Origin of the sequence: Tahibacter aquaticus (assembly GCF_004363655.1) — a bacterium.
Taxonomy (GTDB): domain Bacteria; phylum Pseudomonadota; class Gammaproteobacteria; order Xanthomonadales; family Rhodanobacteraceae; genus Tahibacter; species Tahibacter aquaticus.
Window position 1 is genome coordinate 107,272 of record NZ_SNZH01000013.1, and the last position, 25,198, is coordinate 132,469.

At 67.6% G+C, this 25,198-nt stretch carries 16 protein-coding genes; 11 read left to right on the plus strand and 5 right to left on the minus strand.

What is annotated here, in order from left to right:
• Positions 1-5 precede the first annotated feature (5 nt).
• A complete protein-coding gene (locus DFR29_RS19615; protein ID WP_133820441.1) occupies positions 6-947 on the plus strand; it encodes an ABC transporter ATP-binding protein in 942 nt (313 codons plus the stop codon).
• Positions 944-2,038 (plus strand): ABC transporter permease, encoded by a 1,095-nt coding sequence (locus DFR29_RS19620; protein WP_133820334.1) that lies wholly within the window; start codon positions 944-946, stop codon positions 2,036-2,038. The genes DFR29_RS19615 and DFR29_RS19620 overlap by 4 nt, the downstream gene beginning before the upstream one ends.
• 21 nt (positions 2,039-2,059) lie before the next feature.
• Here the strand turns inward: DFR29_RS19620 and blaOXA are convergent, their stop codons facing one another.
• Complete coding sequence (gene blaOXA, locus DFR29_RS19625; RefSeq protein WP_166654217.1) at positions 2,060-2,875, minus strand: class D beta-lactamase; 816 nt, start codon at positions 2,873-2,875, stop codon at positions 2,060-2,062.
• A 230-nt stretch (positions 2,876-3,105) separates the two neighbouring features.
• Here blaOXA and DFR29_RS19630 point away from each other — a divergent pair, with 230 nt between their 5' ends.
• The 5 genes from DFR29_RS19630 to DFR29_RS19650 all read left to right on the plus strand — a co-directional run bounded on the left by DFR29_RS19630 (position 3,106) and on the right by DFR29_RS19650 (position 9,096).
• Positions 3,106-5,886, plus strand: a complete 2,781-nt coding sequence (locus DFR29_RS19630) for a molybdopterin oxidoreductase family protein (RefSeq protein ID WP_133820336.1) — start codon at positions 3,106-3,108, stop codon at positions 5,884-5,886.
• A complete protein-coding gene (locus DFR29_RS19635) occupies positions 5,883-6,695 on the plus strand; it encodes a 4Fe-4S dicluster domain-containing protein (protein WP_133820337.1) in 813 nt (270 codons plus the stop codon). The genes DFR29_RS19630 and DFR29_RS19635 overlap by 4 nt, the downstream gene beginning before the upstream one ends.
• Before the next feature lie 30 nt (positions 6,696-6,725).
• Entirely contained in the window at positions 6,726-7,052 is a 327-nt protein-coding gene (locus tag DFR29_RS19640) for a YbjQ family protein (protein WP_133820338.1), read from the plus strand.
• A gap of 10 nt (positions 7,053-7,062) precedes the next feature.
• Positions 7,063-8,046 (plus strand): dimethyl sulfoxide reductase anchor subunit family protein, encoded by a 984-nt coding sequence (locus DFR29_RS19645; protein ID WP_133820339.1) that lies wholly within the window; start codon positions 7,063-7,065, stop codon positions 8,044-8,046.
• 297 nt (positions 8,047-8,343) lie between these two features.
• Positions 8,344-9,096, plus strand: coding sequence for a DUF481 domain-containing protein (locus tag DFR29_RS19650; protein ID WP_133820340.1), 753 nt, complete (start codon positions 8,344-8,346; stop codon positions 9,094-9,096).
• Positions 9,097-9,172: 76 nt separating this feature from the next.
• Here DFR29_RS19650 and hemC read toward each other — a convergent pair whose 3' ends face one another.
• Positions 9,173-10,084 (minus strand): hydroxymethylbilane synthase, encoded by a 912-nt coding sequence (gene hemC, locus DFR29_RS19655; RefSeq protein ID WP_133820341.1) that lies wholly within the window; start codon positions 10,082-10,084, stop codon positions 9,173-9,175.
• 333 nt (positions 10,085-10,417) lie between these two features.
• Between hemC and DFR29_RS19660 the strand changes: the two genes are divergently transcribed.
• The 3 genes from DFR29_RS19660 (at position 10,418) to DFR29_RS19670 (ending at position 19,812) form a co-directional block, all read left to right on the plus strand.
• Positions 10,418-10,627, plus strand: coding sequence for an MbtH family protein (locus DFR29_RS19660; protein WP_133820342.1), 210 nt, complete (start codon positions 10,418-10,420; stop codon positions 10,625-10,627).
• 145 nt (positions 10,628-10,772) lie between these two features.
• The gene (locus DFR29_RS19665; RefSeq protein ID WP_133820343.1) at positions 10,773-18,407 is read left to right on the plus strand and encodes a non-ribosomal peptide synthetase; all 7,635 of its coding nucleotides are present in this window, start codon (positions 10,773-10,775) and stop codon (positions 18,405-18,407) included.
• 43 nt (positions 18,408-18,450) lie between these two features.
• Complete coding sequence (locus DFR29_RS19670; RefSeq protein ID WP_133820344.1) at positions 18,451-19,812, plus strand: glycosyltransferase; 1,362 nt, start codon at positions 18,451-18,453, stop codon at positions 19,810-19,812.
• Positions 19,813-20,003: 191 nt separating this feature from the next.
• Here DFR29_RS19670 and DFR29_RS19675 read toward each other — a convergent pair whose 3' ends face one another.
• The 3 genes from DFR29_RS19675 to DFR29_RS19685 are packed head-to-tail and all read right to left on the minus strand — an operon-like array spanning position 20,004 to position 22,546.
• The gene (locus DFR29_RS19675; protein WP_133820345.1) at positions 20,004-20,735 is read right to left on the minus strand and encodes a LytR/AlgR family response regulator transcription factor; all 732 of its coding nucleotides are present in this window, start codon (positions 20,733-20,735) and stop codon (positions 20,004-20,006) included.
• 20 nt (positions 20,736-20,755) lie between these two features.
• Positions 20,756-21,847: a sensor histidine kinase gene (locus tag DFR29_RS19680; RefSeq protein WP_133820346.1), complete on the minus strand. Its 1,092-nt coding sequence runs from the start codon at positions 21,845-21,847 to the stop codon at positions 20,756-20,758.
• Positions 21,848-21,880: 33 nt separating this feature from the next.
• On the minus strand, positions 21,881-22,546 hold the full coding sequence (locus DFR29_RS19685) for an alpha/beta hydrolase (RefSeq protein ID WP_133820347.1): 666 nt from the start codon (positions 22,544-22,546) through the stop codon (positions 21,881-21,883).
• A 115-nt stretch (positions 22,547-22,661) separates the two neighbouring features.
• Between DFR29_RS19685 and DFR29_RS19690 the strand changes: the two genes are divergently transcribed.
• Positions 22,662-25,106: a S9 family peptidase gene (locus DFR29_RS19690; protein WP_133820348.1), complete on the plus strand. Its 2,445-nt coding sequence runs from the start codon at positions 22,662-22,664 to the stop codon at positions 25,104-25,106.
• Positions 25,107-25,198: the final 92 nt, after the last annotated feature.

A 25,198-nucleotide genomic window follows, 5' to 3' on the forward strand; every position in this document is an offset into this window, starting at 1 on the left:
ACGCGATCGAGGCGCGCGGCCTGAGCAAGCAGTTCGGCCAGCTGGTCGCCGTCGACAAGGTCGACCTGACCGTTTCCCGCGCACAGATCTACGGTTTTCTCGGCCCCAACGGCTCGGGCAAGTCGACCACGATACGCATGCTCTGCGGCCTGCTCATGCCCAGTGCCGGCGACATTCAGGTGCTGGGCCTGGCGATACCGCAGCAGGCCGAACAGCTGAAACGCCGCATTGGCTACATGACGCAAAAGTTTTCTTTGTACGAAGACCTCAGCGTGCAGGAGAACCTGGAATTCCTCGCCGCCGTGCACGACCTGCCCCGCGCCGCAGCACGCCAGCGCATCGATCATCTGCTGCAGCGCTACTGGCTGGCCGAACGGCGCAAGCAGCTGGCCGGCACCCTGTCCGGCGGGCAGAAACAGCGCCTGGCCCTGGCCGGTGCCGTGCTGCACGAGCCAGAGCTTCTGTTCCTGGACGAACCCACCAGCGCCGTCGATCCGCAATCGCGGCGCGAGTTCTGGGATTCGCTGTTCGAACTCACCGACGCGGGCACGACCATCCTGGTCTCCACCCACTACATGGACGAAGCCGAGCGCTGCCATCGCCTGGCCATTCTCGACCAGGGCCGCCTGGTCGCCGACGGCGCGCCGCGCGAACTGTGCGCGCAGTTGCCTTACGCCGTCTGGCTGGTCGACTGCGCCGCGCCACGGCGCGCACAGCAGGCCTTGCAGGGCGAGGCCGGCGTGGTCGGCCTCGCCCAGATCGGCGCCGAGCTGCGCGTGCTGGCGGCGCGCGAGGCGTGGCATGCCGACAGCCTGGCCCGGCATCTGGCCCAGCGCGGCGTGCCGGCCGAGGTACGCCGCGGCGAGGCCAACCTCGAAGACGTGTTCGTCGCCGCCACGCGCAAGCCACTGCGCAGCGCGCCCGCTGCAACCGGAGCCGCCGCATGAACCTGCGCCGCCTGTTCTCCATTGTGCTGAAGGAACTGCGCCAGCTGCGCCGCGACCGCCTGACCTTCGGCATGATCGTCGGCATACCGACCATGCAGCTGCTGCTGTTCGGCTTCGCCATCAACCTGGATGTGCGCCATCTCGACGCGGCCGTGCTCGACCAGGCCAATACGGCCCGCTCGCGCGAATTCGTCGCCGAGATCGCCGCCTCGCAGGTCGTCACCCTGCGCGAACAGCTTTCCTCGCCGCAGCAGCTGGACGAGTCCATGCGCCAGGGCAAGATCAGCGTCGGCATCGTCATACCCGCCGATTTCGACAACCGCCTGGAACGCGGCGACCGCGCGCCGCTGCAGCTGGTGGTGGACGGCTCTGACCAGGTCGTGCAGCAGGCGGCGCGCCAGCTTGCCGCGTATCCGCTCGCGCGCCTGCGCAGCGCCGATGCCGTGCCGCCCGCCGCCATGGAAATTGTCAATTTCTACAATCCGGAACGGCGCGCGCCGGTGAACACCGTGCCCGGCCTGGTCGGCGTGATCCTGACCATGACCATGGTGATGTTCACCGCCATGGCCCTGGTGCGCGAACGCGAGCGCGGCAATCTGGAAATGCTGATCGCCACGCCGGTATCGCCCTGGGAACTGACCCTGGGCAAAGTGCTGCCCTTCATCGGCATCGGCCTGGTCCAGGTCAGCCTGGTACTGGCCCTGGGCAAGCTGATTTTCGCCGTGCCCCTGCGCGGGAGCCTGCTGCAGATCTACCTGGCCGCGCTGCTGTTCATCCTGGCCAGCGCAGCGCTCGGTGTGTTTCTTTCCACATTGGCACGCAGCCAGTTCCAGGCGATGCAGATGGCGTTCTTCACCTTCCTGCCGCAGATATTGCTGTCGGGCTTCATGTTCCCTTACGCCGGCATGCCCAGGGCGGCGCAGTGGCTGTCGGAGATCCTGCCGATGACGCACTTCCTGCGCCTGATCCGCGGCATCGCCCTGCGTGGCGCGAGCCTGGCCGATCTCTGGCCCGAGATGGCCGCGCTGGCGGCATTCAGTGCCGTGGTGCTGAGCATTGCGGTGATGCGGGTGAGCAAACGGCTGGATTGACGCCGCTGTTGCCGCGCCGGATCACGGCTTCGGCAAGGCCCCGACCTGCACCAGGATTTCTCGCGCCAGCGGCACGCGCTTGGCCGCGTCGTCGTCCTTGTGTAAATCGACATTCAGAGCAAAGAACCAGCGCCGCTTGTCGCGCTCTACCCAGCCCACGTACCAGCCCAGGTCGGTTTCGCCAGCCACTTTTTTCCAGCCGGTCTTGGCATGCATCGCATACGCATCCGTCGCATCGACGATGGTGACGCGACGCACGATATCCTGGCTGCGCGCAGAAAACGGCAGGCGGCCGTCGGCCAGGCGGCGCAGGAAATCGATCTGCTGCACGGCGCTGATCTTCAGCCCGCCCTGGCCCAGCCAGAATGTGTCGATCTCGCCGGAAATATCCCGGTTGCCGTAGCCGGCGCGGCTCACCCATTCCTGCATGCGCTCGCGGCCTATACGCCGCGCGAGCTCCTGGTAGAACCAGACCACCGAATACTGCATGCCGCTGGCCAGGTCGTGGTCGCGGTTCCACACGTCCAGCCAGCGCTTCTTGCCGTCCCAGCGGAAGGTCTCGTGCTCGTCCTTGACCACGCCGGTTTCCAGCGCCACCAGCGCATTGCAGATCTTGAAGGTCGAGGCCGGCGCGAACGCGGTCTCGGCGCGCTTGCGATCCAGCACCTGGTAGCGCCCGGCCTGCTCGTCGTAGACCAGCATGGTGCCCGCGCCCAGCCCCTGCGCCGCAAACAGCGGCGCCCATTCCGGATGCACTTCCCAGGTGTCGGCCGCGTTCGCCAGCGGCAATGCCGCCAGCAGAATCAGGGCCAGGGTCCAGCTGCGCCAGCCTGCCATCGGTGTCTCCCATACGGTCGTTGGCGCGCAGGCTAGTGCCGCCTTGTGGCGAAATGCGGGCAAACTCGGGCAAGTTCCCGGCGCGTGGCACGATAGGCAGCGCACGCGTTCTGCCCATTCCACCGGCCGGTCCGCTACCATTCGCGCCCTGCACCGGGCGTCGGTCCATCGACACGCGGCCGCTGAAAATTTTTCGCGCGGCGACGCGCCGACCTGAGCATCGCCATCGCATGACTCATGCCTCTCTGAAACTGCACGAACCGGTCGGCGACGACGTCAAGACCACGACGTGCTACATGTGCGCCTGCCGCTGCGGCATCAAAGTGCACCTCAAGGACGGCAAGGTCCGCTATATCCAGGGCAATCCCGAGCATCCCGTCAATCGCGGCGTGATCTGCGCCAAGGGCTCGGCCGGCATCATGCAGCACTATTCGCCGGCGCGGCTGAGCAAGCCGCTGCTGCGCGTGGGCGAGCGCGGCAAGGGCGAGTTCCGCGAAATCGAGTGGGACGAAGCGCTGGCACTGGCGGCGCAATGGCTGGGCGATATCCGCCGGCGCAATCCGGACGAGCTGGCCTTCTTCACCGGGCGCGATCAGTCCCAGGCACTCACCGGCTGGTGGGCGCAGCAGTTCGGCACCATCAACTACGCGGCGCACGGCGGTTTCTGCTCGGTCAACATGGCGGCGGCGGGCATGTATACGCTGGGCGGCTCGTTCTGGGAATTCGGCGAGCCGGACTGGGAACACACGCGCTACCTGATGATGTTCGGCGTGGCCGAAGACCACGATTCCAACCCGATCAAGCTCGGCCTGGGCAAGCTCAAGCAGCGCGGCGCCAAACTGCTGGCCATCAATCCGGTACGCACCGGCTATGCCGCCATCGCCGACGAATGGCTGGGCATACGCCCCGGCACCGACGGCCTGTTCGTCGGTGCGCTGATCCAGCAGCTGCTGCTGCACGACTGGGTCGATTTCGACTACCTGGTGCGGTATACGAATGCGCACTATCTGGTTGTGCGTAATCCGGGCCAGGCCGACGACGGCCTGATCGCCCGCGACGGCGAGCAGCATCCCCTGTGCTGGACGCGCGCCGGCAAGGCCGAGCGCGCCGATGCGGTCGACATTGCACCGCTGGTCGTCGGCGAGTACACGCTGGCCGACGGACGCAAGGCCGTGCCGGCGTTCCAGCTGTTTGCCGAACGCTTCCTCGCCGCCGACTATGCTGCCGACACCGCCGCCAGCCAGTGCGGTATCGACGCGGCGACGATCCGCCGCATTGCCGCAGAAATCGCTGACGTGGCGTTCAAGCAGGAGATCCGCCTGCCCATTGCCTGGACCGACGTCTGGGGCCGCCAGCACGCGGAAATGATAGGCCGGCCGATCTCGCTGCACGCCATGCGCGGCATCTCCGCCCACAGCAACGGTTTCCACACCTGCCGCATGCTGCATACGCTGCAGATGCTGCTCGGCGCCATCGATACGCCGGGCAGCTTCCGCTACCAGCCGCCGTACCCCAAGGGCGTGCCGCCGGCCAACCGGCCGGGCAAATCGCGCAAGGCCGACGGCACGCTCGACGCGGGCCCGCTGGGCTATGTGCATTCGCCGGAAGACCTGCTGGTGGATGCGCAGGGCAATCCGCGACGCATCGACAAGGCGTTTTCCTGGCAGCACCCGCTGGCCGTGCATGGCATGCTGCAGTCGGTGATCGCCAATGCGGTCGCTGGCGATCCGATGCGGATCGATACGCTGTTCCTGTTCATGGCCAACATGGGCTGGAACTCGGCCATGAACACCACCGGCACCCGGCGCATGCTGGTGGAGAAAGACGCCGACGGCGAATACAAGATCCCGCGCATCATCTACGTCGATGCGTATGCCTCCGAGACGGTGGAATTCGCCGACCTGGTGCTGCCAGACACCACCTATCTCGAACGCTACGACTGCATTTCGCTGCTCGACCGGCCGATCTCCGACGCCGACAGCGCCAGCGATGCGATCCGCCACCCCATCGCCGCACCCGACCGCGACGTGCGCGCCTTCCAGGATGTACTGCTCGACCTGGGCACGCGCCTGAAACTGCCCGGCTGCCTGCGCGAAGACGGTTCACCGCGCTATCCCGGCGGCTTTGCCCAGTACATGGTGGAACACGAACGCGCGCCCGGCGTCGGCCTGCTCGCCGGCTGGCGCGGCCGCGACGGCCAGCGCGAAGGCACTGGCGAGCCGAACCCGCAGCAGCTGGAGCGCTACAAGGAGCACGGCGCGTTCTGGCATGCGCCAGTGCCGCTGGCAGGCCGCTACTACAAGATGGCCAATCGCGACTATCTCGAATGGGCGCGCAGCCTCGGCTTCGTCGGCTCGGTCCACGCACAGGTGATCGAGCTGTATTCCGAACGGCTGCAGCGCTTCCGCCTGGCCGCGCAAGGCCATGGCGCGGTACAGCCGCCGGCGCAGGAGCGCGAGCGCGTCGCGCGCTATTTCGATCCGCTGCCGTTCTGGTATGCGCCGTTCGAGTGGGCACAGATCGATCTGGACCGCTATCCCATCGCGGCGATCACGCAGCGGCCGATGTTCATGTATCACGCCTGGGGTTCGCAGAACGCGTGGCTGCGCCAGATCACCGCGCGCAATTTCCTCTACATCCATCCGCAGACGGCGCAGTCGCTGCAGCTGCGCGACGACGACTGGGTCTGGGTGGAATCGCCGCAGGGACGTATACGCGTGCCGGTGCGCTGTCATAACGGCACCGAGCCCGGCACGGTGTGGAGCTGGAATGCGATCGGCAAGAAACGCGGCTCGTGGAAACTGTCGGCCGATGCGCCGGAATCGCAGCAGGGCTTTCTGCTCAATCACGTCATCAGCGAACTGCTGCCGCCGCGCGCCGACGGCTACCGCTATGCGAATGCCGATCCGGTCACCGGCCAGGCGGCCTGGTTCGATCTGCGCGTGCGCATAGAGAAAGCCGAAGACACGCTGCAATTCCAGCCGCACCGCATCGAGGTTGCCCGCCCATGACCCTGCTGCCGACGACAACGACCAAGAAACTCGGCCTGGTCATCGACCTCGACACCTGTGTCGGCTGCCATGCCTGCGCCGTGGCCTGCAAGGAATGGAACGAAGGCGGCCAGTTCGGCCCGCTGCCGGACGAAGACGCCTACGGCGCCGAGCCGCTGGGGGTCTGGTTCAATCGCATCCACAGCTTCGAAGTGCAACCGCCCGGCGTGCCGGCGGACAGCCGCGGCAACGGTCCGCTGCAGCAGCTGCTCAAGACCGGCTTTGCCGAACAGGCGCCGGCCATGACGGTGCATTTTCCGCGCTCGTGCCTGCACTGCGAGAAACCTGACTGCGTCACCGTCTGCCCCACCGGCGCCAGCTACAAGCGCGCCGAAGACGGCATCGTGCTGGTGGACGAGGACAAGTGCATAGGCTGCAAGCTGTGCTCCTGGGCCTGCCCCTACGGCGCGCGCGAGTACAGCGAACAACGCGGCGTCATGCAGAAATGCACCTTGTGCGTCGACCGCATCTACAACGAATCCTTCGCCGAGTCCGATCGCCAGCCCGCCTGCGTGATGGCCTGCCCTACGCGTGCCCGCCACTTCGGCGACCTGGGCGACGCTGACTCGGCCGTCTCCAGACTGGTGGCCGAACGCGAAGGCTATGCGCTGATGCCGGAACTGGGCTATGCGCCGGTCAACCGCTACCTGCCGCCGCGGCCGCGCCGCAACGGCTGCGGCGAGACTGCCCGTGCCAACAGCGAGGAAAGCCTCGATCCCGCCCAGCTGCCGCCGCTGCTGCGCTGGATGGACAAGCTGCTGTCGCGCTGAAATTTTTACCCCATCTTCAAAGGAACCGCCATGCTGCTGAGCACTACTTCTAACCTCGAAGGCCATCCGGTACAGCGCTATCTCGGGCTGGTCAGCGGCGAGGCCATCCTCGGCGCGAATGTTTTCCGCGATTTCTTCGCCGGCATCCGCGACATTCTCGGCGGCCGTTCGGGCAGCTACGAGAAGGTGCTGCGCAAGGCCAAGGAAGCGGCCATCGAAGACATGGTCGAAGCAGCCAAGGATCTCGGCGCGAATGCCGTCATCGGCATCGACTTCGACTACGAGACGGTGCAGATCAAGGAAGGCGGCGACATGCTCATGGTCACCGTGACCGGCACCGCCGTCGTCACCGGCTGATCGCGCCCGCATGCATCCGGCGCTGTCGGTCATCTTCTTCACCACGCTGTCGGGCGCGGGCTACGGCCTGCTCGCCCTGCTCGGCGCGGGCATTGCCCTGGGCTGGTGGCCGAAAACCTTCGCCAGCGTCGCCGCGCCGGCCCTGCTCGGCATGAGCCTGGCCGGCATCGGCCTGCTGGCGTCGATGGCCCACCTGGGTCAGCCACGGCGTGCCTGGCGCGCCTTCAGCCAATGGCGCAGCTCCTGGCTGTCGCGGGAAGGCGTCTGCGCCGTGCTGAGCTACCTGCCCGCGCTGACCGTTCTGTATTGCAGCTGGCGCCTGGACCCCAAGGACGACTGGCCGCTGGCTGCGCGCATCGCCGCAGCGCTGCTGCTGCTCGCGGCGATCGCCACGGTCTATTGCACCGCGCGCATCTACTCCAGCCTGCGCACGATTCCGGCCTGGAACAATGCATGGGTCGCTCCGGTATACCTCGTGCTGGCAGGGTTTTCCGGCGGCCTCTGGCTATGGCTGCTGGCCAGCTGGCAGCACCGCCACGACGCGCTCTACTGGAACCTGATCGGCCTGCCGCCCTGGCTGCTGATGGGCGTGGTGCTGAGCGCCATGCTGGCAGCCGCATTGAAGCTGATGTACTGGCGCCGGCTCGATCAGGCAGCACCGCTGGCGACCTCCGCCAGCGCTACCGGGCTGGGCCGCTTCGGCAGCGTCAGCAGCTTCGAAAAACCGCATACCGAACAGAATTACATCAACCGCGAAATGGGATTTGTCGTCGCACGCAAGCATGCACAGAAGCTGCGCGCCGTCGCCATGCTAGCCGGCCTCGCCCTGCCGCTGGCGGCGATCGGCGCCAGCGTGCTGTGGACCGGGCTTTCCCTCACCTTCGCCCTGCTCGCCCTGCTCGGCGGCAGCGCCGGCATCTTCGTCGAGCGCTGGCTGTTCTTCGCCGAAGCACGCCACGTTGTAAACCTTTATTACGGCAGCACGCAGGTATAGGCCGCGGCGGTTCGTGGCGAAATGTCTCATGGTGTAAATCTTTATTACAGCGAGTGAGTGCAAGCCCGGATATTCCGCGCCAGAAATCCCTCACGCTGTAAATCTTTATCACCGCAGCCGCTACATACGCGCCAGACAGCGCAAAAAACCGCGCTAGACTGGCCGCGCACTGGTTGCTGCGTCGATGCGATTCAGACCAGATTCAATCCGTCGCCGTAGTATCCGGCGCTCCGTTTGCCCGCGGTTCACGCGCACTGGGCAGCGGTCCCGATTATTTCTCGAAGAAGGGTTGAACCCATGAAAAAACTCCTGATCGCCACGACCTTACTTGCCGCACTGCCGTTCGCCGCGTTCGCCGACGGTGGCTGGAACGGTTCCGGTGAACTCGGCTTCGCCGCCTCGCGCGGCAATGCCAAGTCGGAAAACCTCAATGCCAAGTTGAACTTCAGCAAGGAAGACGACACCTGGAAGGACAACTTCTATCTCACCGCCCTGCGTTCCAAGGGCAATAGCACCAGCATCCAGAGCATCGACGGCGTACCCACCGCCGTCACCAGCTACGACTACACCGCTAACCGCTACGAGGCAGGCGCCTCGGCCGGCTACAAGTTCGACGAGCGCAGCTATCTGGTCGGTGCGCTGCGCTACGAAAACGACGATTTCTCGCCGTTCAACTACCAGGCCGTGGTTTCGCTGGGTTACGGCTATACCGCCATCAAGAACGAACGTACCGAGCTTTCGTTCGAAGTCGGCCCGGGCTACAAGCGCGTCGAGCCGGTGCTGACCGGCGAGACCGAATCGGACGTCGTCGGCCGCGGCCTGATCGGCTTCAAGTACCGCTTCAACGAGAACACCGGCTTCGAAAACACCTTCCTGGTCGAAGCGGGTTCCGACAACACCTTCTACCAGAACGATGCCGGCCTCGTGGTCAACATGAACAAGACCCTGGCGCTGAAGCTCGGCTACCAGGTTCGCCACAACAGCGACGTTGCGCCGGGCCTGAAGAAGACCGACCAGCTGATGACGACGAACCTGGTCTACAACTTCTGATATTTGTTGCAGAAGGTAAAAAGAAAACGGGCCCTGCGGGGCCCGTTTTCGTTGGCGACGGCGACGGCGACAGAACTCAGCGCAGCATGGCATCCGCGCCCTGGTCGAGCAGCCGTTGCGCCACCTGCTCGCCCAGCGCTTCGGGTGCATCGACCGCACCGAGCGCCTCGGCACGCAGCAGCCGGCCGCTGCGCGCATCGCCGACCAGGCCGATCAGTTGCAGCAGCCCCTGCTCGATTTCCAGGCAATACGCGCCAATAGGCACACTACAGCTGCCATGCAGGCGCCGGTTCATCGCGCGCTCGGCTGCCGTGCAGCGCCAGCTGTCGGCGTCATTGAGCGGCTGCAGGCGTTCCAGCGTAGCGCGGTCGCCGCTACGGTATTCGACGGCAATGGCGCCCTGGGCCACGGCAGGAATCCAGTCCGGCGGCTGCAGGCGGCTCGCGATGCGCCCGGCCAGGCCCAGGCGGTCCAGTCCGGCGCAGGCCAGCACGATGGCGTCGTACTGCTCGGCATCGAGCTTGCCCAGGCGCGTACCGACGTTGCCGCGCAGGTCGATCAGCTGCAGGTCCGGCCGCAGTGCGCGCAGTTGTGCCTGGCGGCGCAGCGACGAAGTGCCGACGCGGGCGCCGGCCGGCAGCTCGACAAGGCTGCGGTAGCGGTTGCTGACGAACGCGTCGGCCGCGTCGGCTCGCTCCAGCACCGCCCCCAGGGCAAAGCCCGCTTCCAGCTGCATCGGCACATCTTTCAGCGAGTGCACGGCGATGTCGGCGCGGCCTTCCTGCATGGCGACTTCCAGTTCCTTGAGGAACAGTCCCTTGCCGCCGATCGCCGACAGCGGCTGGTCGAGAATCTGGTCGCCCCGGGTCGTCATTGGCACCAGTTCCACTACCAGGCCGGCATGCAGCTGGCGCAGGCGTGCGGCCACATGCTCGGCCTGCCACAGGGCCAGCGCGCTCTGGCGCGTGGCGATTCGAAGCTGTTTCATCGGTCGTTCGGCGGATTGAGGGACGGCGCATCCTAGCCTGACTCGGCCCGCGCACCCAATCGCCGCGGCTGCGGCATGGCGCCGCGGGCGAGCGGCCCGCGCCGGCGGCCTGCTTGCGCAGCAGCCCCGGCCATGACCCGCGCCGCCAATGCAGGCGTATCTGCGGATTCGACAACCACCTCACGCATGCCTGAGGGATTCCCCCCTTGCGCCGCCGACTTCGTGACAAGTTATTTACTTTTTCGACATTCAACTATTCTTTTTGTGTACTTGTGGTTATAGACTAGCAACGCCGAAGGATCGCAACATCTGCGCAAGACCTGGAGAACGCGAATGACTCACCCTCTGGACGATGCAACGGCGTCCTGTCTGGTGCTGCTCAATCAGGAAGGACGCTACTCCCTGTGGCCGGCGTTCCTGGCCGTACCTGCGGGCTGGGCTGTCGCCCTGGCCGCCAGCGACCGCGAAACCTGCCGCGTCTACCTGGAAACGCACTGGCGCGATTGCGGCAGGGTACAAGCCGCCGACACGACACCGGCCTGACCGGTCGGCGCCGCGCGCCAAAACGTCACGCCATCGCCGTTCCGGCGCTGCTTCCCGCTGCCTCCAGGGTGCAGCGCGGTGTCGTATCGCCCGGGACACACCTGCGCCGATTGCCGCGCCGGCTGCTGCCGGCTGGAGACTACTCATGTTCAGCGCCGCGCCCGCTTCCGCTTCGCTGCCGTTGACCGGCGGCCAGATGGGCATCTGGCTGGGTCACGAATTTGCCGGCAGCGACACCAATTTCAATCTGGCCGAAGCGGTGGAAATCCGCGGCGGCATCGACGTCGCGCAGTTTCTCGCCGCCATGGCCGACCTGGTGAGCGAAGCCGACACCACGCGCGTGCGCATCGCCGCCGGCAGCGACGGGCCGCACCAGCTGATCGACCCGTACTTTCGCGGCGATTTGCCTTATGTGGATTTTTCCCGCGAGGCCGACGGCCGCGCCGCGGCGGAAGCCTGGATGCGCCAGGACTACCTGCAGCGCGGCGACCTGGCGCGCGAAGCATTGTTCCGCTTTGCCTTGCTGCGCGTCGGCGACGACAGCTACATCTGGTATCACCGCTGCCACCATATCGTCATGGACGGCTTCGGCGGCGGCCTGGTGGCGCGGCGCCTGGCCGAGCTGTACAGCGCCCGCGTACAGCAGCGCGCGCCCGACCCGGCCAGCGCTTTCGGCTCGCTCGCCAGCCTGGTCGAGGAAGAGGCCGCCTATCGCGAATCCGGCCGCTTCCCCCGCGACCGCCACTACTGGATGAGCCGCTTCGCCGACACGCCGGCACCGGCCAGCCTGGCCCAGCGCCGCCTGCCCAACCGCGGCGGCCTGCTGCGCCGGACTGCCTTCCTCGCGCACACACGCGTCGGCGAGTTGCGCCGCATCGCACAGGAACTCGGCGCCACGCTGCCGCAGCTGCTGATCGCGGCAACCTGCGCCTATCTGTATCGCATGACCGGCGCGGACGATCTCGTCGTCGGCGTGCCGGTGACCGCACGGCATAACGAGCGCATGCGCCGCGTTCCGGCCATGGTCGCCAACGCCGTGCCGCTGCGCCTGGCCGTGCGGGCCGAGCTGCCGCTGGCCGAACTGGTGCGCGAAACTGGCCGGCAGATGCGCCAGCTGCTGCGCCACCAGGCGTATCGCTATGAAGAACTGCGCCGCGACCTCGGCCTGCTGAACAGCAACCAGCCGCTGTTCACCACCGTCGTCAATGTCGAACCCTTCGACTACGACTTTCGCTACGGCGACTGCCCCGGCACACCGCGCAACTTGTCCAACGGCACGGCCGAAGACCTGGGCATCTTCTTCTACGATCGCGGCAACGGCCAGGACATACAGATCGACTTCGACGCGAATCCCGCTTTGTATACCGAGGAAGCGCTGGCCGGGCACCAGCAGCGCCTGCAGCAGCTGCTCGACGCCCTGATCGAAGACCCGCACCGCTGCCTGGGCAGCATCGAGCTGCTCGATGCCGCCTGCCGCCACCAGGTAGTACACGACTGGAATGCCACCGCACAGCCACTGGCGCGCACTACGCTGGCTGCCCTGCTGCAGGTCGCACTGCGGCAGCATGCAGCGCGCACGGCGCTGCAGTTCGGCGACGCCAGCCTGGACTATGCGCACCTCGACCAGCACGCCGAAGCGCTGGCGCAGCAGCTGCGCCGGCGTGGCGTGCGCCGCGGCAGCATCGTCGCCGTGGCGATACCGCGTTCGTTCGAGCTGGTCATCGCCCTGCTCGCCAGCCTGCGCTGCGGCGCAGCCTATCTGCCGCTGGACAGCGACTATCCGCGCGAACGCCTCGCCTTCATGCTCGACGACGCCCGGCCCGGCCTGGTGCTGACCACGACCGTCGCCGCCGCCGCCCTGCCCGACACCGCGCCCCTGCTGCTGATCGACCAGCCCTGGCAAACCGACGCTACCGATACGGCGGCGGCAACGCAGCAGGAAGCAACGCCGGCCGACCCGGCCTATGTCATCTACACCTCCGGCACTACTGGCCGCCCCAAGGGCGTAGTCACCGCGCATGCGGCCATCGTCAACCGCCTGCTCTGGATGCAGGACGCGCTGCAGCTCACTCCGCAGGACCGCATTCTGCAGAAGACGCCGGCGAGCTTCGATGTCTCGGTATGGGAATTCTTCCTGCCGCTGCTCGGCGGCGCCACCCTGGTGCTGGCCCAGCCGGGCGCACACAAGGATCCTGCCCAGATAGCCGACGTCCTGGCCCGGCAGCAGATCAGCATTGTGCATTTTGTCCCATCTATGCTGGATGCATTCCTGTCCCAGGCCGCCCTGCCGCAACTGCCGGCGCTGCGGCATGTGGTCTGCAGCGGCGAAGCGCTGCCGCCGGAACTGCTGCGCCGCTTCCGCCGGCGCTATTCCTGCGCGCTGCACAACCTGTACGGCCCTACCGAGGCCGCCGTCGACGTGAGCAGCTGGACCGCGCCGCAATCCGACTCCTTGCCCATCAAGGGGCAGGCCAGCATTGGGATGGCGCCTGCCTCGGCCCCATCGGTTGCGAACACCGCAAGCACCGCACAGCCGTCCTCGCATACCGCGTACGACGCGCGGCGAGTGGAAACCGGCCAGAACCTGCAGCTGTCGGCGACAGAGCTTCACCCGCTTGAGCGGAACGCATCGGCACCCGCCAGCGTGCCGATCGGCAAGCCAATCTGGAATATAAAACTTTATATACTCGATGCCGCCTTGCAGCCGCTGCCACCGCTCGCCCGCGGCGATCTGTATCTCGCCGGCCTGGGCCTGGGCGAAGGCTATCTGGACCGGCCCGACCTTACGGCCGAACGCTTCATCGCCAATCCGTTCGGCCCGCCGGGCAGCCGCATGTACCGCAGCGGCGATATCGCCAGCTGGAATGCCCAGGGCGAGATCGAATACCACGGCCGCAGCGATGCCCAGATCAAGCTGCGCGGCCTGCGCATCGAACTGGCCGAAATCGAGGCCGTGCTGCTGCGCCAGGCCGGAGTGGCCCAGGCCGCGGTCGACGTGCGCGACCAACGCCTGGTCGCCTACCTCGTAGCCAGTCCCGGCAGCGATCCGGTGCCTGCGTCATTGCGCGAACAGTTGGCGCGCACCCTGCCCGACTACATGCTGCCTGCCAGTTTCGTGCTGCTGCCGCGGCTGCCGCTGAGCCTCAGCGGCAAGCTGGACCGCGCCGCCCTGCCGGCGGCCGAGGCCCGTCCGGCCGCGCCGTATGCGCCGCCGCGCACGCCGACGGAAAGCGCGCTGGCCGAACTGTGGGCAGCCACCTTCAAACTCGACCGCCTGGGCATACACGACAACTTCTTCGAACTGGGCGGCCACTCGCTGCTGATCGTGCAGCTGCTGTCGAAGATCCGCGAGCGCTTTCTGGTGGAGCTGCCGCTGGACACGCTTTTCCAGGTTTCCACGATTGCAGAACTGGCCGAACGCCTGGACCAGGCCGCGCCGCCGCGCCCGCCGCTGCGGCCACAGCCGCGCGGCGAACGCGCGCCGCTGTCGTTCGCCCAGGCGCGCTGGTGGTTCCTCAGCCACCTGGCCGGCGCGGCGCCGGCCTGCAACATGCCGCTAGCCCTGCGCCTGTCCGGCAACCTGGACAAGGCCGCGCTGAGTGCGGCGCTGCACGACCTGGTACAGCGTCATGAAAGCCTGCGCACGGTCTACCGGCTGCACGAGGGCCGGCCCTGGCAACAGGTGCTGCCGCTCGCCGCGGCGCCGCCACGGCCGATCGAGGCCATCGCGAGCGAGGACGACATCGAGTCGCGCCTGCAGGCCGCTGCCGAAGTCGGTTTCGACCTCGCCCAGGAAGCGCCGCTGCGCGTACACCTGTTCGCGCTGGACAGCGACGAGCACGTGCTGTTGCTGCTGCTGCACCATATTGCCGGCGACGGTGCCTCGCTGCTGCCGCTGGGACGTGATCTTGGCCTGGCCTATGCGGCACGCCTGCGCGGCACCGCGCCGGACTGGCAGCCGCTGCCGCTGCAGTACGCCGACTTCGCCGTGTGGCAGGAGCGCCTGCTGCGCGAGGACGACGAACAGCACAGCATGGCGCGCCAGCGCGCCTACTGGCAGCAGGCGCTGCACGGCCTGCCGGAGCAGATCCGCCTGCCCTGGGACCGGCCGCGGCCAGCCCAGGCCAGTCATCGCGGCGGCGTTGCACCGCTGCAGATTTCTGCCGAAGTGCATGCCCGTCTGCTGCAACTGGCGCGCGATACCCAGGCCAGCATCTTCATGCTGGTACAGGCCGCGCTGGCAGCACTGCTGACGCGCCTGGGCGCCGGCAGCGATATTCCGCTGGGCTGCGCTGTCGCCGGCCGCCACGATCACCAGCTCGACGACCTGATCGGCTGCTTCGTCAACACCCTGGTGCTGCGCACCGACACCGCGGCCGTGCCGGGCCAGTGCGAACCGAGCCTGCGCGAACTGGCGGCGCGCGTGCGCGAGCGCAACCTGGGCGCCTATGCCCACCAGGATCTGCCCTTCGACCATCTGGTCGAACTGCTGCAGCCGCAGCGTTCCCGCGCCAGCCATCCCCTGTTCCAGGTGATGCTGGGCTTCCAGAACAGCCAGGCGCTGGAATTCGACCTGCCCGGCCTGGCGTTGACGCCGCAGCCGGTGCCGCGGCATTCGGCCAAGTTCGACCTCGCCTTCATCCTGAGCGAGACGCGCAGCGGCGACGGCCTGCCCGGCGGTATACAAGGCGGCATCGAATACAGTGCCGACTTGTTCGACGCGGCCACGGCGACGGCGCTGGCACGGCGCTTCGAACGCTGGCTGGAACTGCTCAGCGCCTCGCCGGACGAATCCTTCGCCGCCCTGCCCCTGCTCAGCGCAGACGAACACGAGTGGCTGGCCGCGCATGCGCAGCGGCCGCGCGCGCTGGCCTGGCGCAGCCTGGCCGATTTCGTGCAGCAGCAGGCCGCGCAGCAGCCCTCGCTGCCGGCCTTGCTGTGGGGTTCGCAGCAGTGGAGCTACGCGGAACTGAATGCACGGGCCAATCGGCTGGCGCATCTGCTGATCGGCCGCGGGCATGGGCCCGGCGACGTGCTGGCCGGCGTGTTCGACGACGCGCGCACGCGCATCGTGGCACAGCTGGCGATCGCCAAATGCGGCGCGGCCAGCCTGCTGCTGCCGCCGGCCCAGGCCCTGCTGCGCCTGCCGCAGGCACTGGCACAACTGCCCATCGCCGCGGTGCTGGCCGATACCGATCTGCCCGCCGCAGCAATGCCACTGCCGTTCATCCAGCTGCACGCGGCAGATACCGCAGCCACACTGGCCGGCCAGGCCGCACACGATCCCCGCGACGGCGAACGCCGCCGGCCGCTGCAGCCGCAGGATCTGGCCTATGTGATCTTCACCTCCGGCTCCAGCGGCACGCCCAAGGCCGTCGCCGTCGCCCATGCCGGCCTGGCCAGCCTCGCCACCGACCTGGTGGAACAGTTGCACCTGGATACAAGTGCACGTGTATTGCAGTACTCCTCCTGCGCCTTCGACGCCTCGGTAATGGACCTGCTGATGGCCTTCGCCGCCGGCGCCGCACTGGTGCTGCCGGTGCAGGAACGGCCACTGGGCGATGAGCTGGCCGAGCTGCTGCAGCAGCAGCGCATCAGCCATGCGCTGATTCCGCCTGCGGCGCTGGGCACCTTGCCGATGCGGGAACTACCGGCGCTGCGCTGCCTGGTGGTCGGCGGCGAAGCCTGCGCACCAGAACTGGTGGCGCAATGGTCGCGCGGACGCCGCCTGATCAATGCCTACGGCCCCACCGAGGCAACCATCTGCAGCAGCCTGAGCGCGCCGCTGTCCGGCAACGGCCGCATCGACGCGGGCAGGCCGGTGAGCAATACCGGCCTGCTGATCCTCGACGAGCAATTGCGCCTGCTGCCGCCGGGGCTGTGCGGCGAGCTCTATATCGCTGGTGCCGGCCTGGCCAGCGGCTATCTCGGCCAGCCGTTCCTGACCGCCCAGCGTTTCATCGCCAATCCACACGGCCCGGCTGGCAGCCGCCTGTACCGCAGCGGCGACCTGGCGCGCTGGAACGCCCAGGGCCAGCTGGAGCTGCTGGGGCGCTGCGATGCACAGCTGAAGGTGCGCGGCTACCGCATAGAACCGGCGGAAATCGAGGCGGCACTGCTGCTACATGCCCAGGTGCAGCAGGCCGCCGTCGTGGCCCGAGCCGATGCAGCCGGCAGCCAGCGCCTGATCGCCTATGTGCTGGCGCGGCCGGCAGTGGCCCCGGCGGTGCTGCGCCAGCATCTGGCCGCGCTGCTGCCGGACTACATGTTGCCTTCTGTCTTTATGGTTTTATCCAGCTGGCCGCTGGGCGTGGGCGGAAAGCTCGACCGCGAGCAGCTGCCGCCGCCGCAGTTCGACGCCGACACGGCATTTGCCGCCGCGCAGACGCCGCTGCAGCAGACCCTGGCGGCGCTGCTGGCCAGCACGCTGGACCTGGCCCGCGTCGGCCTTCACGACAACTTCTTCGACATCGGCGGGCATTCGCTGCTGGCGCTGCAGCTGGGCCAGCGCATCCGCGCCGAGATCGATGCGGCCTTTCCTCTCAGCGGCATCTATACCCATCCCAGCGTGGCCGAGCTGGCACGCCTGATCGAAGTCGGCAGCGCCGAGGAAGTGCCGCAGCTGGACCGCGACGCGCAACTGCCGGCGGATATCCGCTGGAACGGCGCGCGTCCGGCGCCGCAGCCCACGTGTGTGCTGCTGACCGGCGCTACCGGCTTTGTCGGCAGTCATCTGCTGGCCGCCCTGCTGCGCGACACCTCGGCGCAGGTGATCTGTACCGTGCGCGCCGCCGATGCGGCACAGGCGCGCACGCGGCTGCTGCAGTCGCTGGCGCTGCGCCGGCTCGATGTGGATGCGGCGCAGGCCCGCATCGATGTGATCGCCGCCGATCTGGACCTGCCGCAACTGGGCCTGGCGCCGGCGCAGCTGGCACGCATCGAACACGACTGCGACCTGCTGCTGCACTGCGCCGCGCGGGTCGATTTCCTCAAGCCCTATGCCGCCCTGCGCGCGGCCAATGTGGATAGCACGCTGGCGCTGATCCGCTGCAGCCAGCGCGGCCGGCCCAAGCACCTGCACCTGGTTTCCACGCTGGCCGTGATCGGCCCGGACAACGGCGCGGAAGTCGACGAAGCCGCGGCACTGGCGTCCTGGCACGGCCTGGTCGACGGCTATAGCCAGAGCAAATGGGTGGCCGACAGCCTGGCGCGCCAGGCGCAGCGGCGCGGTCTGCCGCTGAGCATCTATCGCCTGGGCGCGGTGACCGGCGACCGCCGCCACGCGATCTGCAATCCGGCCGACCTGATCTGGCGCGTGACGCGGCTGTATGCAGACCTGGGCGCGATTCCGGCGCTGGAACTGCCGCTCAACCTCACCCCGGCCGACGACGTGGCCAGCGCCATCGTCGCGCTGGCGACACGGGCGGAAAGCTGGGGCCAGGTCTATCACCTGGGCAGTCCGCAGCCACTGCAGGCCAGCGATATACCCGCCGTGTTCGAGCAACTGGGCCGCACGCTGCAGACATTGCCGCTGGCGCACTGGCTGGAACGCGCCCGTGCCCGCCTCGCCCGCACGCAGGACCTGGAGCTGGCCGCCGTGCTGGGCATTCTCGACCGCTACGATAGTGTGCAGCGCTATCCCCAGGTACATGCCGCGGCGACCCAGCTCGCCCTGCAGCGCGCCGGTGCGGCGATTGCGCCGGTCGATCGCGCGCTGCTGCGGCGCTATTGCGAAAACCTCGGCCTGGGCAAGGGCACCAGCCCGGCATTGCCCGCGTGAAACCACCGCATAGTTTTCTTGTATACGAAAGGAGATTGCTGCCATGGCCCGCTACCTGATCGCCGCCACCGCCCTGCCCGGCCATGTCGCGCCGCTGCTGGCCATCGCCGCCCATCTGCGGCAGCGTGGCCATCAGGTGCTGCTGCATACAGGCAGCAGCTTCGCCGCCGCGGCGCGTGCCCGCGGCATCGACTTCGTGCCGTTCGCGGCCGAGATCGACTACGACTACCGCAGCGTACACGAGCGCTTTCCCGACTGGAAAACCCTGCCATCGGCGCATGCACAGCTGTGCTACGGCCTGCGTCATGCGTTTGCCGATGCGATGCCGGCGCAGCTGGCCGGCATCGATGCGCTGCTGCAGCAGTTCCGCCCCGACGCGATCGTGGTCGATTCCATGTTCTGCGGCACCGTGGCGCTGCAGCGCCGCGGCCCCGCGCGGCCGCCCGTCGTCGGCATCGGCATCTCTGCGCTGGCCTTGTCCAGCGCCGACACCGCGTTCTTCGGCACGGCGCTGCCGCCGTCGTCGGCCGCTGCCGACCGCCAACGCAACCTGGCCATGGCGCGCAATCTGCAGCAGGCCATGTTCGGCGGCGTGCAGCAGCATTTCGATGCGGTGCTGGCCCGACTCGGCCTAGCGCCGCTACCGTGCTTTTTCGTCGACGCGATGATCCGCCTGCCGGAACGCTATCTGCAGCTGTGCGTGCCGGGCTTCGAGTATCCGCGCAGCGACCTGCCCGACAGCGTGCGCTTCGTCGGCTCGCTGCTGGCACCGGCCAGCGCCGACTTCGTCGCACCGCCCTGGTGGGCCGAACTCGGCGACCGGCGGCGCAAGGTACTGGTGACCCAGGGCACGCTGGCCAACCAGGATGCACAGCAGCTGATTGTGCCGACCTTGCGCGCACTGGCCGATCGCGACGACCTGCTCGTCATCGCCACCACCGGCCGCGACGAAGCGCCCGATTTCAGCGTGCCGGCGAATGCGCGCGTCGTGCCTTTCCTGCCCTACGACCGCCTGCTGCCGCAGATCGACGTGCTGGTCAGCAACGGCGGCTATGGCTCGGTCAATCATGCCTTGAGCCTGGGCGTGCCCCTGGTCGTCGCCGGCGACAGCGAAGAGAAGCCCGAGATCGCCGCGCGTGTGGCCTGGTCGGGCGCCGGCATCAACCTCGTCACCGGACGGCCGGCGGCGCGGCAGATCGCCGAAGCGGTGAATCGCGCGCTGGAGCAGCCGCGCTATCGCGAACGCGCGCGCCAGCTGCGCGACGAATACGCGCGCTACGATGCCCTGGGCACGATCGAGGCAGAGCTGCACGGGCTGGTCACCGGCCAGCCGCTCGCTGCGGGTGCCACAGCCGCCGCCGCGTCAGACCACCGGCAAAGCCAGGCAAGCGGTGTCGCCCCGTAGGCTGCGATGAGCAACGCGAATTGCACCATCGCGGTGTCGGCCGTACTGCAACCGTCAGACCGTGCGGCCCAATTCGCTGCGCTCATCGCGCCCTACCAAGGCCCTTCCGCTCCGGTAGGCTGCGATGAGCAACGCGAATCGCACTGCCGTTGTCGACTACTGCCACGCCGGCAAAGCCGCCGTTTCGCGGGCTACAGATTCCTGACCAGCTTGCGCAGCGCCGGCAGGTTGCGCCGGCTGACTTCGAGTACGTCGCTGGCGCCGTCGATGCGCACGAATACGCGGCCATCGCTGCCGCGGGTGAGGCCGGACATGCGTGCGCGCGCCACCAGGCAATTGCGATGGATGCGCACGAACTGGTCGCCGAATTCGTCTTCCAGGCCTTTCAACGCATCTTCCACCAGCACCTGTCCCTTGACGTGATGGACGACGACGTATTTGTCCTCGGCCTGCAGGTAGAGGATTTCCTCCACCGGCACCAGCACCAGGTTGCCGCGCACGCGGGCGCAGATATGGCTGCGCTGGCGCTGCGGCCCCAGCGTCTGTGCAACTTTTTCCACTTTGCCACCGCTCAGCCGCGCCGCGCGGGCCAGCGCCTGTTCCAGGCGTTCGCGCCGCACCGGCTTCATGACGTAGTCGACGGCGTGCGCGTCGAAGGCCTTCAGCGCGTATTCGTCGTAGGCGGTACAGAACACCACCGCTGGCGGATTGGCCAGCTGGCCGATCAGCCGCGCCGCGTCCAGCCCGTCCATGCCCGGCATGCGGATGTCCAGCAGGCAGACCTCCGGCTGCAGCCGCTCGGCCGCTTCCACCGCACGCTCGCCGTTTTCCACGCTGGCGACGACTTCGCTGCCCGCGTCGCCGACCAGTGCGGCCAGGCGTTCGCGCGCCAGCGGCTCGTCGTCGGCAATCAGTACACGCATGGCTTTCTCCCTTTTTCCATTTATCGGTGCGGCGCCGGCTGCTGCGCCAGCGGAATGCGCAGGCGGCATTCGAACCAGCCGTCGCCCTGGGCGACCTCCAGCCGCGCGCGCTCGCCGTAATGCAGGGCGAGGCGGCCGCGGATATTCGCCAGCGCCATGCCGTTGCCATTGCCGTGACGCGGCGCGGTGGCCGGCGGACAGGGATTGTGCACAAGGATTTCCAGCGTATCCGTGCTGCACTGCCCGACCAGGCTGACGCAGCCGCCCTCGGTCAGCGGCTGGATGCCATGGTAGACCGCGTTCTCCACCAGCGGCTGCAGCAGCAGCGAGGGCAGTTCCAGGTCCCGCGGCAGGCCGTCGACCTGCCATTGCACGCGCAGGCGCTGGCCCAGGCGCAGCTCTTCGATGCGCAGATAGCCGCGGGCCAGATCCAGTTCCTCGCCCAGGGTGCCCTGGGCGTTCTCGCGCCCCAGCGCGGCGCGGAACAGGTCGGACAGGTCTTCCACCGCGGTCTCGGCCTCCCGCGGGCGGGCGCGGATCAGGCTGGCGATCATGTTCATGCTGTTGAACAGGAAATGCGGGCGGATGCGCGCCTGCAGCGCTTCGAAACGCGCGCGCTCTTCGGCGCGGATGCGCGCGCGCCATTGTTCCTGCACATAGAAATAGCGCAGCACCGCCGCCGCGACGAGGGCGCAGATGACGCTGTTGCGGACGACGAAGCGAATGCTGTCGGCGGCCCGGTCGACCAGGCCCAGGCCCAGCCCTTCGTCCACGGCGAATACCAGCCAGCTGGCCAGTGCCGTGGTCGACACCATCACGCCGAAGGCGGCGAACTCGCCCATCCATGGCTGCAGCCGCAGCAGCAGCGGCCGTGCCTTGCACAGGCAGACGGTCCAGACCACCGCCAGCCATTGCACGAACAGGCTGGCCACGCCCAGCTGCTGCCAGCGCGGCACATTCACGTCGCTGGCCGACAGCACCACGACCAGCGCGGTCAGCTCGCCGATCACGATCAACGCGACCAGCACCGGCCAGCTGCAGAAGTTCGGCAGCCAGTGATGGGCCAGATCGGTACCGCGGCTGGATTCCTGGGCGCGTAGGGACGTCGGCAATCTGCGCCTCCCCGCGCCACGATCGACGCCGGATTATGCCCCGAGGCGAAGCGCCAGCCACTGCCGCAGGTCGGCGATTTCCTCCGCATTGACCTGGTGTGCCATCGGATAGCTGTGCCAGTCCACGCTGTAGCCCAGGCCGCGCAGCACGTCGCGCGAGCGTGTGCCGAGGTTTTGCGGCACGACCTGGTCGTGGCTGCCATGGGCCATGAAGATCGGCAATTCGGCGTTCGCTACGCTGCGCTCGGCGGCGGTTTTCTCCGCGATCGGCAGGTAGGTGGACAGGGCGACCACGCCGCCCAGGCGCTTGGCATGGCGTACGCCACCGGCCAGCACGACCGCGCCGCCCTGGGAGAAGCCGGCCAGGATGACCCGCTCGGCCGGCACGCCGCGGTCGGCTTCGCGGGCGATCAGCGCATCGAGCTGGGCCACCGATTCGCGCACGCCGGTTTCGTCCTGGCGCGAGGCGATGTCGGTGCCGGCGATGTCGTACCAGGCGCGCATCTTCATGCCGTTGTTGATCGTCACCGGACGCACCGGCGCATGCGGAAAGACGAAGCGGATGGCGGGCCAGTCCTTGGCCACCAGCTCGGGAATGATGGGCGCGAAATCGTGCCCGTCGGCGCCCAGTCCGTGCAGCCAGATGACGCTGTGGCGCGGCTTGGGCTTGGTTTCCAGTTCGACGGCGGGCAGGACCATGGGGGGACTCCGGCAAAGGGCGGCATGGTGCCTGAGGCGTGCGGCAATGACCATTGCCACGGCTCAAGCCGGCAACCATTGGGTATGCTCGACCGGTCCTGTCCAGGAGTTGCCCATGTCAGCCAGGCTCAGTGCCGCCGTCGCCGCCCTCGTTACCTTCCTCGCCCTGCCGGCGCAGGCCGAAACCAGCCTCGACCGCATCATGTCCGATCCCGAATGGATCGGCGCCCCGGTCGAATCGCCGTACTGGTCGGCCGACGGCAGCGCTTTGTATTACTCGCTCAAGCGCGGCAGCGGCAGCGTGCGCGACATCCATCGCATCGCCCTGGCTGACGGCAAGGACAGCGTACTCACGCCGGCCGAGCTGGCGGGCATCGACGGCAACGACGCCAGCTACGACCAGGCGCGCCGCCGCGCTGCCTTCGTGCGCAACGGCGATGTGTTTGTGCGCGACCTCGCCAGCGGCCGGCTGATCCAGGTCACCCGCAGCAGCGAAGAGGAAAGCGCGCCGCAGTTCTCTGCCGACCAGGCCAGCCTGCAATACCGCGTCGGCAACGACTGGTACGGCTACGATTTCGCCAGCGGCGTGAACTTCCCCATCGCCGTGCTGAAGGCGGAAAAGAACCCCAAAGACAAGAAGCCCGGCGATTTCGAGCAGCTGCAGCTGCGCCTGATCTCGACGCTGAAACAGGACTACGACAACAAGCAGGCGCTGAAGGCCCGCGCCGACGAACTGCGCAAGGCCGATCCCAGCCGCGCCGCCGAGCCGGTCTATCTCGGCGACGACGTGAAGGTGACGATCAGCGTGCTGTCGCCCGACGGCCGCTGGCTGCTCGCCGTGACCACGCCCAAGGGCTTCGACGAAGGCCGCGCCGGCAAGATGCCGATGTACGTGACCGAGTCGGGCTACGAGGAAATCGAGGACGTGCGCACCCGCGTCGGCCGCGGCAACCCGGCGCCGGATACGCTCTGGCGCATCGACCTGGCCAGCCAGACTGCGCACCGGCTCGACTACGCCGTGCTGCCCGGCATCGACGACGATCCGCTCGCCACCGTGCGCGCCGAGAACGAAAAGGCCGCCGCCAAGGGCGAGCCGGCCGCCAGGGACAGCAAGGCCGGCAAGAAGAAAGACACCGCCAAGGACAAGCAGGACGCCAAGCCCGACAAGGTGCTGCGCGTCGTCCATGTGACCGGCCTGGAATACACCCGCGACGGCGCCCAGGCCGCGGTGATGCTGCGTGCCGGCGACAACAAGGACCGCTGGATCAGCGTAGTGAACAATGCGGAAAATGCTGCATTGGTGCCACGCCACCGCCTGACCGACCCGGCCTGGATCAACTGGAACTTCAACGAATTCGGCTGGCTGCAGGACAACCGCAGCCTGTGGTACGTATCCGAGGAAAGCGGCTTTGCCGGCTTGTATACCCGGCATGACGGCGACAAGGCCAGGGCTGTCGTGCTCGGCCGCTTCGAAGTGTCCGCGCCGCAGCTGTCGCCCGACGGCAGCTGGTTCTACTTCAAGAGCAACGCCGACGCGCCGTACAGCTACGACATCTACCGCGCGCCGGTAGGCGGCGGCGCCGCAACGCGCCTGACCAGCCAGAAGGGCGTGGAAAGCTTCCTGCTGTCGCCCGACGGCAAGCAGCTGGCGGTGGCGCATTCGTCGAGCTACGTGCCGCAGCAGCTCAGCCTGCTGCCGGCCGACGGCGGCAACGCACGCCAGCTCACCGACACGCGCACGGCCGAGTTCAAGGCAATCGCCTGGCAGGAACCGAAGATCGTGCCGGTGCCGTCCACGCATACCAAGGAACCGATCTGGAGCAAGCTGTATACGCCCGCGGCGAATGCCAGCGCCGGCAAGCGGCCCATCGTGCTGTTCGTGCACGGCGCCGGCTATACCCAGAACACCCACCTGGCTTTTCCGTATTACTTCCGCGAGCAGATGTTCCACAACCTGCTGACCGAGCGCGGCTACCTGGTGCTGGATATGGACTACCGTGCCTCCGAAGGCTATGGCCGCGACTGGCGCACGGCGATCTACCGGCACATGGGCAAGCCCGAGCTGGAAGACCTGGTCGACGGCGTCAACTGGCTGGTCAGGGAACACAACGGCGACAAGGACAATGTCGGCGTCTACGGCGGCTCCTACGGCGGCTTCATGACCCTGATCGCGCTGTTCCAGGCGCCCGACGTGTTCAAGGCCGGCGCCGCGCTGCGCCCGGTCACCGACTGGACCCAGTACAACCACGAATACACGTCGAACATCCTGAATACGCCACAAGTGGACGATATTGCCTACCGCCGCAGCTCGCCGATCGAGTTCGCCGAAAACCTCAAGGGCTCGCTGCTGATCGCCCACGGCATGATCGACGACAACGTGTTCTTCCAGGACTCGGTGCGCCTGTTCCAGCGCCTGATCGAGCTGAAAAAGGACAATGTCGAACTGGCGCCGTATCCGCTGGAACGCCACAGCTTCGCGCATGCGGTGGCCTGGCGCGACGAATATGCACGCATCCTCAAATTGTTCGAAACCAATCTGCGTCCGGCCACGACCCGGTAACGCTTTTCGGTGTAAGGTTTCGTCCCTCGTCGCGATTCTCGTCGCGGCAACCACTACTCCCATCGCGCCCTGCCCCTGTCCGGGGAGGGCGC

Bases quoted from the DNA above. Each gene is read 5' to 3' on its own strand.
- hemC (WP_133820341.1), bottom strand. From the start codon at position 10,084: ATGAAACAGCTTCGAATCGCCACGCGCCAGAGCGCGCTGGCCCTGTGG.
- blaOXA (WP_166654217.1), bottom strand. From the start codon at position 2,875: ATGGCAGGCTGGCGCAGCTGGACCCTGGCCCTGATTCTGCTGGCGGCA.
- DFR29_RS19670 (WP_133820344.1), top strand. From the start codon at position 18,451: ATGGCCCGCTACCTGATCGCCGCCACCGCCCTGCCCGGCCATGTCGCG.
- DFR29_RS19685 (WP_133820347.1), bottom strand. From the start codon at position 22,546: ATGGTCCTGCCCGCCGTCGAACTGGAAACCAAGCCCAAGCCGCGCCAC.
- DFR29_RS19630 (WP_133820336.1), top strand. From the start codon at position 3,106: ATGACTCATGCCTCTCTGAAACTGCACGAACCGGTCGGCGACGACGTC.
- DFR29_RS19645 (WP_133820339.1), top strand. From the start codon at position 7,063: ATGCATCCGGCGCTGTCGGTCATCTTCTTCACCACGCTGTCGGGCGCG.
- DFR29_RS19635 (WP_133820337.1), top strand. From the start codon at position 5,883: ATGACCCTGCTGCCGACGACAACGACCAAGAAACTCGGCCTGGTCATC.
- DFR29_RS19660 (WP_133820342.1), top strand. From the start codon at position 10,418: ATGACTCACCCTCTGGACGATGCAACGGCGTCCTGTCTGGTGCTGCTC.
- DFR29_RS19650 (WP_133820340.1), top strand. From the start codon at position 8,344: ATGAAAAAACTCCTGATCGCCACGACCTTACTTGCCGCACTGCCGTTC.
- DFR29_RS19665 (WP_133820343.1), top strand. From the start codon at position 10,773: ATGTTCAGCGCCGCGCCCGCTTCCGCTTCGCTGCCGTTGACCGGCGGC.
- DFR29_RS19640 (WP_133820338.1), top strand. From the start codon at position 6,726: ATGCTGCTGAGCACTACTTCTAACCTCGAAGGCCATCCGGTACAGCGC.
- DFR29_RS19675 (WP_133820345.1), bottom strand. From the start codon at position 20,735: ATGCGTGTACTGATTGCCGACGACGAGCCGCTGGCGCGCGAACGCCTG.
- DFR29_RS19690 (WP_133820348.1), top strand. From the start codon at position 22,662: ATGTCAGCCAGGCTCAGTGCCGCCGTCGCCGCCCTCGTTACCTTCCTC.
- DFR29_RS19620 (WP_133820334.1), top strand. From the start codon at position 944: ATGAACCTGCGCCGCCTGTTCTCCATTGTGCTGAAGGAACTGCGCCAG.